Genomic DNA, 13,215 nt, shown 5'->3' on the forward strand with positions numbered 1-13,215 from the left:
GTATTCACGATTGGGAGTGTGATGTAATATGATGAAGTCTATCGGTGATTAGTATCGCTTGGCTCAATACATTGCTGCACTTACACCTGCGACCTATCGACGTGGTGGTCTTCCACGAACCTATAGGGAAAACTCATCTTGGGATGGGCTTGGCGCTTAGATGCTTTCAGCGCTTATCCCTTCCGCACTTAGCTACTCGGCCATGCACTTGACAGTACAACCGATGCACCAGTGGTGCGTCAGACCCGGTCCTCTCGTACTAAGGTCTGAACCCCTCAATTTTCCAACGCCCACAGAGGATAGAGGACCGAACTGTCTCGCGACGTTCTGAACCCAGCTCGCGTGCCGCTTTAACCGGCGAACAGCCGGACCCTTGGGACCTTCTCCAGCCCCAGGATGCGACGAGCCGACATCGAGGTGCCAAACCACGCCGTCGATATGAACTCTTGGGCGTGATCAGCCTGTTATCCCTAAGGTACCTTTTATCCGTTGAGCGACGGCAATTCCACTTTCTACCGCCGGATCACTTGGGCCTGCTTTCGCATCTGCTCGACTTGTTGGTCTCACAGTTAGGCGGGCTTATGCCCATGCACTCGACACCCGGTTGCCAACCGGGCTGAGCCCACCTTCGCGCTCCTCCGTTACTCTTTGGGAGGATACCGCCCCAGTAAAACTGACCGGCTGACACGGTCCTCTGGCCGGATTCACGGCTCAGGGTTAGATCCTCCAGTTTCAAAGGGTGGTGTCTCATTGATGACTCGGATGCCCCCTAAAGGGCATCTTCAGCGTCTCCCACTTACTCTGAGCATTAAAACCGAAGAAACAATGACAGCTTACAGTTAAGGTCTATAGGGTCTTTCCGTCCTTCTGCGGGTAGGCGGCATCTTCACCGCCACTACAATTTCACTGAGCGCCTGGTTGAGACAGTGCCCAACTCGTTTCACGATTCGTGCAGGTCGGAACTTACCCGACAAGGAATTTCGCTACCTTAGGACCGTTATAGTTACGGCCGACATTCACCGGGACTTGGGTTTAGAGCTTCGCCTTGCGGCTAACCCCTTGCCTTAATCTTTCGGCATTGGTCACGTGTCACACCCTATACTTCGACTTGCGTCTTTGCAGAGTGCTGTGTTTTTGATAAACAGTCGGTTGGGCCATTTCTCTGCGGCCTGCATCGCTGCAGGCACCCCTTCTTCCGAAGTTACGGGGCTAATTTGCCGAGTTCCTTAACCAGGTTTCACTCTTACGCCTTGGTATATTCTACCCACCCACCTGTGTCGGTTTGCGGTACGGGTCGCTTAGCATACGCTGGGGCTTTTCTTGGCACTCGATCCAATGATGCGCTGAGTCCGTGGACTCAACTCGGAATTCAATAACCTAGTCATCTTTTCTCATGCGTCCCCCCAGTTTAAGGGTCGCGAGCTCAGGATTATTAACCTGATGTCCATCGCCTACGCCTCTCGGCCTCGGCTTAGGTCCCGGCTAACCCAGGGACGAAACACGTTGCCCTGGAAACCTCGGGTTTACGGCGGCCGGGGATTTCACCCGGCTTTACGTTACTCATGTCTGCATACTCACTTGCATGCGCTCCAGGGTCAGTCGCCATCACCCTTCAATGCGCATGCAACGCTCTTCTACCACTCTGCCTTGCGGCAAAGTCCAGAGCTTCGGTATAACGCTTGATCGCCAATCATTTTCGGCGCAGGATCACTCGATGAGTAAGCTATTACGCATTTTTTAAATGGTGGCTGCTTCTAAGCCAACATCCTCACTGTCTGTGTAATCCCACATCCTTTCCACTGAGCGTTATTTAGGCACCTTCAGCTGCTGGTCTGGGTTGTTTCCCTCTCGACAATGAAGCTTATCCCCCACTGTCTCACTGCCACGTTCCATTGCACGGTATTCGGAGTTTGATAAGGTTTGGTAAGCGGGTGTGCCCCCTAGCCTTGTCAGTGCTCTACCCCCGCGCATCAGCACGTGACGCTGCACCTAAATGCATTTCGAAGAGAACCAGCTATCACGGGGTTTGATTAGCCTTTCACTCCTACCCTCAGCTCATCAGAGAACTTTTCAACGTTCACCTGTTCGGTCCTCCACATGGTTTTACCCATGCTTCAACCTGGCCAAGGGTAGGTCACCTCCGCTTCGGGTCCAGTACCTGCGACTTGATTCGCCCTATTCGGACTTGCTTTCGCTGCGACTCCGGGCCGGAAGCCCTTAGTCTTGCCACAAACACTGACTCGCAGACTCATTAAACAAAAGGCACGCCATCGCAGATCGCTCTGCTCTGACACTTTGTAGACATACGGTTTCAGGTTCTATTTCACTCCGCTCACAGCGGTTCTTTTCACCTTTCCCTCGCGGTACTTGTTCACTATCGGTCGCCAACTAGTATTTAGCCTTGCGCGGTGGTCCGCGCGGATTCATACATCGTTCCACGTGTGATGTATTACTCAGGATACCACTAATTCCCACTCTGGATTTCGTCTACAGGGCTTTCACCTTCTATGGCCAGCCTTTCCAGGCTGTTCTACTATCCAGTATGGTCGAATATGTCGTGGTCCTACAACCCCGAAGGAGTACCTTCGGTTTGGGCTCCATCCGCTTTCGCTCGCCACTACTTACGGAATCGATTTCTCTTTCTTTTCCTCCGCTTACTGAGATGTTTCACTTCAGCGGGTTTCGCGTTTCATACCCTATGTATTCAGGTATGAACGATCGAGTATTGCCTCGATCAGGTTACCCCATTCGGATACCCCCGGATCATCGCTTGCTTGCAGCTTCCCGAGGTTTTTCAGAGCTTGCCGCGTCCTTCTTCGCCTGTTGGCACCAAGGCATTCACCGTACGCCCTTACTTACTTCATCATATTGCAAAAGCTTGTTACCACTTCCACAATACCACAAAGCCCTTTCGTGACTTACTGTATTGTCTTTTTATCTTGGTATGCATGTTTTATGTTGTGTATTGTAGTTGTTTTTCAACTACCCACTTTGTTGGAAAGCGATTGCTTCTCAGCAATCGTTTTCTTTGCCACGCAGATGTCAATTTTCGTCTTCCTTCCAATAATCAATTTTTTGGTGGGCCTGACAGGACTTGAACCTGTGACCCCGCGCTTATCAAGCGCGTGCTCTAACCAACTGAGCTACAGGCCCGGCTTGGGTCTCTTGCGAGACAGTTACCAAAGACTAAAGATTAGTTACCAAAGTCTTTTGTTTCTGTCCCTCTTTACCGAAACTGGTGGAGGCACGGGGACTCGAACCCCGGACATCCAGCTTGCAAAGCTGGCGCTCTACCAACTGAGCTATACCCCCAGTTGCGGTTCTTTCAGAAAAAAAGGCCGTGACGCACGTCGTACCGGCTCCGCTCAAAGGCGAGCCTGCTTTACACATCTTGTTTAGTTCGTTGCGCTCCCTCGCGAGATACGCTTTCTCATCCCTCAAGACGAGAACCGACCTATGCAGTCAATGCTGCACTTACTCCATAGAAAGGAGGTGATCCAGCCGCAGGTTCCCCTACGGCTACCTTGTTACGACTTCATCCCAGTTACCAGTCTCACCTTAGGACCCTGCCTCCTTGCGGTTGGCTTCAGATACTTCGGGTGCGACCGGCTTCCATGATGTGACGGGCGGTGTGTACAAGACCCGGGAACGTATTCACGGCGCCGTAGCTGATGCGCCATTACTAGCGATTCCGGCTTCGTGTAGGCGGGTTGCAGCCTACAGTCCGAACTGGGCCCAGTTTTCAGGATTTCCTCCGCCTCGCGGCTTCGGCCCCCTCTGTACTGGGCATTGTAGTACGTGTGCAGCCCTGGGCATAAGGGCCATACTGACCTGACGTCGTCCCCACCTTCCTCCCAGTTGATCTGGGCAGTCTCGCCAGAGTCCCCACCTTGACGTGCTGGTAACTGGCAACAGGGGTTGCGCTCGTTGCTGGACTTAACCAAACATCTCACGACACGAGCTGACGACGGCCATGCAGCACCTGTGTAACGCCTCCGAAGAGTCGCATGCTTTCACATGTTGTTCATTACATGTCAAGCCCAGGTAAGGTTCTTCGCGTTGCATCGAATTAAGCCACATACTCCACCGCTTGTGCGGGTCCCCGTCAATTTCTTTGAGTTTTAATCTTGCGACCGTACTCCCCAGGCGGCACGCTTAACGCGTTAGCTCCGGCACGCAGGGGGTCGATTCCCCGCACACCAAGCGTGCACCGTTTACTGCCAGGACTACAGGGGTATCTAATCCCTTTCGCTCCCCTGGCCTTCGTGCCTCAGCGTCAGTTAATGTCCAGGAACCCGCCTTCGCCACGAGTGTTCCTCTCGATATCTACGCATTTCACTGCTACACCGAGAATTCCGGTTCCCCCTCCATTACTCTAGTCTCGCAGTATCATGTGCAATCCAGGGGTTGAGCCCCTGCCTTTCACACACGACTTACGAAACAGCCTACGCACGCTTTACGCCCAGTGATTCCGAACAACGCTTGAGACCTCTGTATTACCGCGGCTGCTGGCACAGAGTTAGCCGTCTCTTCCTCTTGTGGTACTATCTTTTTAATTTGCTCCCACATGACAGGGGTTTACAATCCGAAGACCTTCATTCCCCCACGCGGCGTCGCACCATCAGGGTTGCCCCCATTGTGAATGATTCTCGACTGCTGCCACCCGTAGGTGTCTGGACCGTGTCTCAGTTCCAGTGTGGCCGGACATCCTCTCAGACCGGCTACCCGTCATCGCCTTGGTGAGCCGTTACCTCACCAACTAACTAATAGGCCGCGAGCCCATCTCCTAGCGCATTGCTGCTTTGATCTTTCAATCGTATGCGGTATTAATCCCGGTTTCCCAGGGCTATCCCCCACTAAGAGGCAGGTTACTCACGTGTTACTCACCCGTGCGCCACTAGAGAATTATTAGCAAGCTAGCAATTCTCCCGTTCGACTTGCATGTCTTATCCACGCCGCCAGCGTTCGTTCTGAGCCAGAATCAAACTCTCCATCAAATATAATTTTTGAAATTGCTGGACCAAATGGAATCTCTCGATTTCATTTGCGCCATGCTTCGCAAGCTCTTCACTCGGGTTTGTCTCCCTCGTGCCTCTTCGCTTATTCCAGCACGGCGCGCGTCACGACCTTTTTTCCTTCCCTTGCTTCTACCAACCCTACCCTCTCAGAGCTAGGTCGCTCCTTCAGACCGCTTACCCATCGGCGATTCTCATCGCTCAAAGGACGGCCCTGCGTAGGCTTCGGTAGTCATTCCCTTGAAAATCTTCTTATCGGCGCTCTCTTTAAAAAAGCTTCCTGCAGACGGCCAGCCTTCCTTCCCAAAACCCATCTGCAGGGTTCCCAGGGCCGTGGGCCTTTCGTTCTGCCGCCGTGTTGGCGTGCCGAGAAGTCTACTAAAACCAACCCATTTGTCAATATATTTTGAATCAAAAATTATCCGGACTGATTTCCAATCTAGAAATGTCCATTCCTAATATTCTAATAATGAATAAAATACGTTTTTGTCATACTCCTTTTTCCACTCGTCATTTTTTTGAACATTCTCCTTTTTCTCCCTTTCCCATGCCTTTCTTCCCTCCTTGCCGCATGGTTGGAGAAACAAAGGGCATCCGGCGCCATATCTCCATGGACATGGATGGCTTCCGTGTTTGCCTGGACTGATTTATTCTCCCTGATTGCGTGATTGTTATTGAAAAAGCTGTTTATATAAAGTGACACTTCCCTGTAGAGAATCATGGCGTTTTCCCCTGTAGCGACCCTGTTGTTTCCAAAGGTCAGATTGCCCTGGTCAAATAGTAACAGTTCCACTGTTTATCCTGTGGAGAGGAAGGAATGAGGAGATATGAACCATGCACGTCCTTTTCTCTCCGCGCTACCCAATAAACAGGGGCGCAACCTAACGCCGCGCCCCTGTCCGCTTCCGGATCACGCCGGAAATACGGGCTTTTCAGTTATTTCTTTTCCTTGGTAAAATCAAGCTTGCCTCCCTTTTCCCGGACCACGATTTCCGTCCCTTCCGGGAAGTCTCCTTCCAGGAGTTTAAGGCTGAGGGGGTCCAGCAGGTCGTGCTGAATGGCACGCTTGAGGGGACGGGCTCCATAGACGGGATCAAAGCCGTGGTCCGCTACCAAGGCCGTAGCCTCCGGAGTCATGCGCAGGAACAGGCCCTTGGCTTCCAGACGCTTGCGGACACGCTGAAGCTGAATGTCCACAATGCCCTTGAGTTCTTCCGCCGTCAGCCGGTCAAAGATGATGATTTCATCAATGCGGTTCAGGAATTCCGGGCGGAAGTGGCCCCGCAGGGCTTCCATCGCCTTGGCTTCGCGCTGTTCCGCGTTGATTTCATTGAGGATGTACTGGCTGCCGATGTTGGACGTCATGATGATGACCGTGTTGCGGAAGTCCACCGTACGCCCCTGCCCGTCCGTAATGCGGCCGTCGTCCAGAACCTGGAGAAGCACGTTGAAAACGTCCGGATGGGCCTTTTCAATTTCATCAAACAGAATCACGCAGTAGGGACGGCGCCGCACGGCTTCGGAAAGCTGGCCGCCTTCTTCGTAGCCCACGTATCCGGGGGGAGCCCCGATGAGCCGGGCTACGGAGTGTTTTTCCATGTATTCGGACATGTCTATCCGGATCATGGCGTTTTCATCGTCAAAGAGGAATTCCGCCAGCGCCTTGCTGAGTTCCGTCTTGCCCACGCCCGTGGGCCCCAGGAACATGAAGGAGCCGATGGGCCTGTTTTCATCCTGAAGCCCCGCACGGGCACGGCGCACGGCATCAGACACGGCCTTGACCGCCTGCTTCTGTCCGATGACGCGGGCTCCGAGGCGTTCCTCCATGTGAACGAGCTTGGCGCGTTCCCCTTCCTGCAGACGTGCGGCGGGAATGCCGGTCCAGGTGGCGACCACCTTGGCGATGTCCGCCTCCGTGACTTCCTCCTTCAGCAGGCCTCCATCCGCCTTCTGCATCTTGTTGAGTTTTTCCTTTCCCTCCGCCAGGGCTCGTTCGGCCTCCGGCAGTTCTCCGTAAGTGATTTCAGAGGCACGCGTCAAGTCGCCCATCCGCTTGGCCCGTTCGCTTTCAATCTTGAGGGATTCTATTTTTTCCTGTTCCACGCGGACGGCGTCCAGCGCGGCTTTTTCACTCTTCCACTGGGCAATCATCGAACCGGATTTTTCCTTCAGATCAGCCAGTTCCTTGGTGATTTTTTCCAGACGGGCCTTGCTGTCTGCGTCTTCCTCCTTCGCGAGCGCCTGCCGCTCCATTTCAAGCTGCATGGTTTCACGTTCAATCTGGTCAATTTCCGAAGGCATAGAATCCAGTTCAATCTTGAGCCTGGCAGCCGCCTCGTCCACCAGGTCCACCGCCTTGTCAGGCAGGAATCGGTCGGAAATGTAGCGGTCGGAAAGAGTGGCGGCGGCCACAATGGCTGCATCCGTAATGCGCACGCCGTGGTGCACTTCATAACGTTCCTTCAGGCCGCGCAGGATGGCGATGGTGTCCTCCACGCTGGGCTCGGACACCATGACAGGCTGGAACCGGCGTTCCAGAGCCGCATCCTTTTCAATATATTTGCGGTATTCGTCCAACGTCGTGGCGCCGATAGTCCGCAGCTCGCCACGGGCCAGAGCCGGCTTGAGAAGGTTGGAGGCATCCACCGCCCCTTCACTGGCGCCCGCGCCTACGATGGTATGCAGTTCGTCAATAAAGAGGATGATTTCACCGTTGGAGTCCGTCACTTCCTTGAGGAAGGATTTCAGGCGTTCTTCAAATTCGCCGCGGTATTTGGCTCCGGCGAGCATGGACCCGATGTTGAGGGACACGATGCGCTTGTTGCGCATGCTTTCCGGCACGTCGCCGTTCACGATGCGGCGTGCCAGGCCTTCCGCGATGGCGGTCTTGCCCACGCCGGGTTCCCCGATAAGTACGGGGTTGTTCTTGGTCCTGCGGGAAAGTATCTGGAGAACGCGGCGGATTTCCGTGTCACGGCCGATGACGGGGTCAATTTTGCCGGCGCGGGCGCGGGCCGTCAGGTCCGTGCCGTATTTTTCCAGCGTCTGGTATTTGCCTTCCGGGTTGTCGTCCGTCACGCGCTGGTTGCCGCGCACATCCTTCATGGCGGCCAGATAATTGTCCCTGGTCAGTCCAAAGGTATCCGTCAACTGGTGTACCTTGTTCTGCGTATCCAGCGCCCCCAGCATGAAGTGTTCCACGCTGAGGTAATCGTCCTTCAGCTTTTTGCGTTCATCCTCGGCGGCGTGCATTACCGTAGCCAGGTCCCGGCCCATCTGGGGCTGCGTGGTGGCTCCGCTCTGTGTGGGTTCATGGGAGACTTCCCTTTGTGCGGCCTGCAGAAGCAGCCCCGGATCACAGGAAGCCTTGCGGAGAATGGGGGAAAGAATTCCGCCGTCCTGTTCCAGCAACGCCACCAGAACATCCAGAGAGGAAATTTCCGGTTTTCCAAGCCGCCCTGCAGTCTGCTGCGCCTGCATTAGCGCTTCCTGAAATTTTGTTGTTAGATTGTTAAGCATGGTATGTTGGTAATTTAGACATAAGAATAACTCCAACCGTTGAATGGGAAAGCAGGATTTTTGTCGTTATCCAAAATTTTTTTGACCCTTCGAATTCCTTGTAATATTGTGGTGTGACCGGCGTAATTTACAGAACAAGCATTTTACAGGCCTTTTCTTATTTTCTCATTACCAGCTTTTTGCCAAAATGATCCGCATTTCTTTTCTTCCGTTTCTCTGCTCCGCCCTGCTCCTGACCCAAACGGGAGCCTCCGGCAAGGAGATGCCATCCCCCTATCCCGCCCCGGAACCCGGCGTGCGCCTGACACCGCCGGAATCACCGGCTCCCGTCCTGAACGAACCGCGGCTTTTCGGCGCACGGCCCGGCTCCCCCATCCAGTTCGCCATCTGCGCCAGCGGGGAACGCCCCATGAGTTTTGCCGCCGCCAAACTGCCTCCCGGCGTGAAACTGGACAGGGAAACCGGCGTCATCACCGGAAAAATCAGCCGTCCGGGAACTTATTCCTTTCCCGTGCAGATAAGCAACGGCCATGGCAAAACGAACGGAACCATCACTATCCGCATCGGACAGGAGATGTGCCTGACTCCCCCCATGGGCTGGAGCAGCTGGTATTCCTACAGCGGCGGCGTGAGCCAGGAAAATATTCTGAAAACCGCCCGGCTGCTCGTCAGTTCCGGGCTGGCGCAATACGGCTACCGCTATGTTAACATTGATGATTGCTGGCAAGGCGCCAGAGGCGGCAAGTACCGCGCCATCCAGCCCAACAAGCGTTTTCCGGATATGAAGTCCATGTGCCGTGAAATCCACAGCCTGGGGCTGAAAGCGGGAATTTACTCAACCCCGTGGATGGGAACCTACGCCGGCTACATGGGAGGCACTTCCCCCAATCCGCAGGGAGATTATTCCTCCCTGGCCCTTCCTGAAAACAAACGCCCCCAGCCCGACCAACTGTTTGGGGGCTGCCCAGGTTCCCAGCGGCTGGGAGCCGCCAAAATAGGCCCCGTGTGGATGGTTACCCAGGATGCCAGACAGTGGGCGGAATGGGGATTCGACTATGTCAAGATGGACTGGTACCTGATCGACGTGCCAAGCACGGAAAGAATTGCGGCGGATTTGAAAAAAAGCGGCAGGGACATTGTGCTGAGCGTTTCCAATTCCACCCCGTTCGAGATTGCCGGGCCTATCAGCAAGACGGCCAATGTCTGGCGCACGACGGGGGATATCGAAGACCACTGGGGCAGTTTGAAGAAAATCGCTTCCTCCCAGGAGAAATGGCAGCCCTACGCCGGGCCGGGGCACTGGAATGATCCGGACATGCTGCAAATCGGCCGCCTGGGCAAGGTCGGAAAGGCGAATACCACGTTCAAGCCCACCCGTCTGACACCGGACGAACAGTATTTCCAGATGTCCTTCTGGGCCATGATATCCGCCCCCCTGATTATTTCATGCGATCTGGAACATCTGGACGATTTCACCCGGGGCATTCTGTGCAACCGGGAAGTGATCGCCGTCAACCAGACATTTCACGGCCCTTCGGAAAAAGTCCTGTCCCAAGATGACGGTGAAGTCTGGATCAAACCGCTGGGGGAAGGCCGTACCGCCGTCGGCTTTTTCAATAAAAGCAATAAAGGCCAAACCATTCATGTTCCCCTTTCCCGCCTCAAGGTGAAGTCTCCGCAAAACGTGCGCGACTTGTGGAAGCAGGAAAACGTCGGCACGGCAAGTCAGGAAATGAAAGTGCAGCTCAACCCCCACGGAGCGGCCCTGTTTCTTCTGGAGGGTAAAAAATAGCCTTATGGCCCGGAAGGCGCGTTCCTCCATTTCATACATAAAATCCGCCCCGGCGACCGGAGAAAGATGCGGAACCAAGGCACCGGCCGATTGCCGGACGATTTTTCCGCCAGGGTATTCCCCGGACCGGGACGGTCAACTATACACCCCTAACTGGAAGGCAATGTATCTAGGGCGGCGTTCAGCGTCATCACGTTGATTACGTTTTCCCCCAGAATGCCGCCCGGAACGAGGTGTTCCGCCACCAATTGCCGCACTTTTTCCAGAGGCAGTTTGCGGGCTGTGGCCACGCGGGCCGCCTGGAATTCCGCTGCTTCCGGGGAAATGCAGGATTCCAGGCCGCTTCCGGAAGCGAACAGGAGATCTGCCGGAACAGGCGTTTCCTGCGGCAGGTTGTGGGCTTTCAGCAGGGCCGCCTTGCGCTCCGCCACCGTCCTGACCAGTTCTCCGGAGGTCCAGGAGAGGTTGCTGGCTCCGGAAGGCATGGTGGCGTAATCCCCGGCGGAAGGCCTGGGCCAGAAGTACCTGGCGGAGGTGAAGGGCTGGGCGATGAGCTCCGAGGCGATGACTTCCCCCCGTTCATTCCGGATCAGGGAGCCGTGCGCCTGATGGGGGAACAGAATCAGACTGACAAGCGTGACAGCCAGGGGATAAATGCCGCCGGTGACGACGGCCAGCGCCAGAAACAGGCGCAGATTGGGAAATGTCCATTTCATAATGATTCAGCAGGTTGATTTTTAATTGTTCAGACGAGGTGCAGGGCAGTGACGGCCATGTCGATGAGCTTGATGCCGATGAACGGCGCAATCAGGCCGCCTACCCCGTAAATGAGGATGTTGCGCTTCAGCAGGGAGGCTGCTCCCGCCGGTCGGTAGGAAACCCCCTTCAAGGCCAGTGGAATAAGCGCCACGATAATGAGGGCGTTGAAGATCACCGCGCTGAGGATGGCGCTCTGCGGGGAGTGTAGTCCCATCACGTTCAGAGCGGAAAGCGGCCCCCGGGCCATGCCGTCAGCCACAAAGAGGCCCGCAAACATGGCGGGGATGATGGCGAAGTACTTGGCCACGTCATTGGCGAAGGAGAAGGTGGTCAGCGCGCCGCGGGTGATCAGCATTTGCTTGCCGATTTCCACGATTTCAATCAGCTTGGTCGGGTTGCTGTCCAGGTCTACCATGTTGCCCGCCTCCCGGGCGGCCTGCGTGCCGGTGTTCATCGCCACGCCCACATCGGCCTGGGCCAGGGCGGGAGCGTCGTTGGTGCCGTCCCCGGTCATGGCCACCAGATGGCCTTCCGCCTGTTCTTCACGGATGCGCGCCAGCTTCATTTCCGGCGTGGCTTCCGCAATGAAGTCATCCACTCCGGCCTCCGCCGCAATGGATGCGGCAGTCAGGGCATTGTCCCCTGTCACCATGACGGTGCGGATGCCCATGGCCCGGAGCCGGGCGAAGCGTTCCTTGATACCGCCCTTGACGATGTCTTTCAGGTAAATGACGCCCAGCACGTCCCTTCCCCGGGCCACCACCAGCGGCGTGCCTCCGGCACGCGCGACGTTCTGCACAGTCATTTCCACCTCCTGCGGGAAGGCTCCGCCCTGGTCCTTCACCCACTGCGCCACGCTTTCCGCAGCGCCCTTCCGGATGGAAACGGCCGGCTGGCCGCCGTGCGCCGCAATGTCCACGCCGCTCATGCGGGTGGAAGCGGAGAACGGAACAAAGGCGATGTGGTCCGCGTCCATGTGGCGGCCCCGGATTCCAAATTGCTTTTTGGCCAGCACCACGATGCTGCGCCCTTCCGGCGTTTCATCGGACAGGGAGGCAAGCTGGGCGGCTTCCGCCAGCTGCTGGTCCTCCACGCCGGGCGCAGGCAGGAATTCATTCGCCATGCGGTTGCCGAAGGTGATGGTTCCGGTCTTGTCCAGCATCAGCACATCAATGTCCCCGGCCGCTTCCACGGCACGGCCGGACGTAGCCAGCACGTTCCGGCGCACCAGCCGGTCAATGCCGCTGATGCCGATGGCGCTCAGCAGGCCGCCGATCGTCGTCGGAATCAGGCACACCAGCAGGGAGACCAGAACGGGCAGGGAGATATGGCCGTCCGCCCTGAAACCCAGCGCCCGGGCGGAATCCTCAATGTATCCGGCCATGGCTGGGAGGGAAAGCACTACGGCAATGAAGACGATGGTCAGCGCCACGAGCAGGATGCCCAGCGCGATTTCATTGGGCGTCTTCTGCCGGCTGGCGCCCTCCACCATGGCGATCATGCGGTCCAGGAAGGTATTGCCCGGTTCCGCCGTGATGCGGATGACGATGCCGTCGCTGATCACGCGGGTGCCCCCCGTTACGGCGCTGCGGTCTCCCCCGCTTTCACGGATGACCGGGGCGGATTCCCCGGTAATGGCGGATTCGTCCACGCTGGCGATGCCTTCAATCACCTCGCCGTCAAGAGGAATGATGTCCCCGGCCTCGCACAGCACTTTTTGCCCCTTGCGTAGCTCGGAAACGGAGACTATTTCCTCCGTGCCCTTGTCCGTCAGCAGACGGGCGTTCACATAGACGCGCATTTTTTTCAGGGCGTCCGCCTGGGCCTTTCCACGGCCTTCCGCCAATGCTTCCGCAAAGTTGGCGAACAGGACAGTGAACCAGAGCCAGAGCGTGACTTGCAGGGTAAAGCCGAAAGGCTGCCCGGCGGCGGCATCCCGGATAAGGACGACCGTGGCAACCAGGGCACCAATGGCCGTGACGAATATCACGAAGTTTTTGGATAAAGCACGCGGGTCAAATTTGCGCAGCGCGTCCCGAAAGGCCGTTTTCAGCATGGCCCCGTTGCACCAGGATTGATTCTTTTTTTCTTCTTTCATCATCGTAAAATCTGGTTTGTTGGTGAATGCTC

The 13,215-nt window shown here is 56.0% G+C and carries 4 protein-coding genes, 2 tRNA genes and 2 rRNA genes; 1 reads left to right on the forward strand and 7 read right to left on the reverse strand.

Annotation, left to right across the window (positions count from 1 at the left end; genetic code table 11):
- Nucleotides 1-28 precede the first annotated feature (28 nt).
- From V3C19_RS12645 to clpB, 5 genes are all read right to left on the reverse strand, one after another.
- Nucleotides 29-2,865: ribosomal RNA gene (locus tag V3C19_RS12645) — 23S ribosomal RNA — on the reverse strand.
- Nucleotides 2,866-3,076: 211 nt separating this feature from the next.
- A tRNA-Ile gene (locus V3C19_RS12650) sits at nt 3,077-3,153 on the reverse strand.
- A gap of 83 nt (nt 3,154-3,236) precedes the next feature.
- A tRNA-Ala gene (locus V3C19_RS12655) sits at nt 3,237-3,312 on the reverse strand.
- A gap of 173 nt (nt 3,313-3,485) precedes the next feature.
- Nucleotides 3,486-4,997 (reverse strand): 16S ribosomal RNA (locus V3C19_RS12660).
- The 16S and 23S rRNA genes sit together here with 2 tRNA genes alongside, the layout of an rRNA operon.
- Nucleotides 4,998-5,951: 954 nt before the next feature.
- Entirely contained in the window at nt 5,952-8,534 is a 2,583-nt protein-coding gene (gene clpB / locus V3C19_RS12665) for an ATP-dependent chaperone ClpB (protein WP_130084845.1), read from the reverse strand.
- 187 nt (nt 8,535-8,721) lie between these two features.
- Here clpB and V3C19_RS12670 point away from each other — a divergent pair, with 187 nt between their 5' ends.
- The gene (locus V3C19_RS12670; RefSeq protein ID WP_295933868.1) at nt 8,722-10,326 is read left to right on the forward strand and encodes a putative Ig domain-containing protein; all 1,605 of its coding nucleotides are present in this window, start codon (nt 8,722-8,724) and stop codon (nt 10,324-10,326) included.
- Nucleotides 10,327-10,475: 149 nt separating this feature from the next.
- On the opposite strand, the gene kdpC is transcribed toward V3C19_RS12670, so the two are convergent.
- Together kdpC and kdpB are read right to left on the reverse strand one after the other, a co-directional pair.
- On the reverse strand, nt 10,476-11,042 hold the full coding sequence (gene kdpC / locus V3C19_RS12675) for a potassium-transporting ATPase subunit KdpC (RefSeq protein ID WP_130084843.1): 567 nt from the start codon (nt 11,040-11,042) through the stop codon (nt 10,476-10,478).
- Nucleotides 11,043-11,071: 29 nt separating this feature from the next.
- The gene (gene kdpB, locus V3C19_RS12680; RefSeq protein WP_343203844.1) at nt 11,072-13,183 is read right to left on the reverse strand and encodes a potassium-transporting ATPase subunit KdpB; all 2,112 of its coding nucleotides are present in this window, start codon (nt 13,181-13,183) and stop codon (nt 11,072-11,074) included.
- Nucleotides 13,184-13,215: the final 32 nt, after the last annotated feature.

The sequence above is a fragment of the Akkermansia sp. AE01SA01 genome (assembly GCF_036417395.1).
GTDB lineage: Bacteria > Verrucomicrobiota > Verrucomicrobiia > Verrucomicrobiales > Akkermansiaceae > Akkermansia.

Bases quoted from the DNA above. Each gene is read 5' to 3' on its own strand.
- kdpC (WP_130084843.1), bottom strand. From the start codon at position 11,042: ATGAAATGGACATTTCCCAATCTGCGCCTGTTTCTGGCGCTGGCCGTC.
- V3C19_RS12670 (WP_295933868.1), top strand. From the start codon at position 8,722: ATGATCCGCATTTCTTTTCTTCCGTTTCTCTGCTCCGCCCTGCTCCTG.
- clpB (WP_130084845.1), bottom strand. From the start codon at position 8,534: ATGCTTAACAATCTAACAACAAAATTTCAGGAAGCGCTAATGCAGGCG.
- kdpB (WP_343203844.1), bottom strand. From the start codon at position 13,183: ATGAAAGAAGAAAAAAAGAATCAATCCTGGTGCAACGGGGCCATGCTG.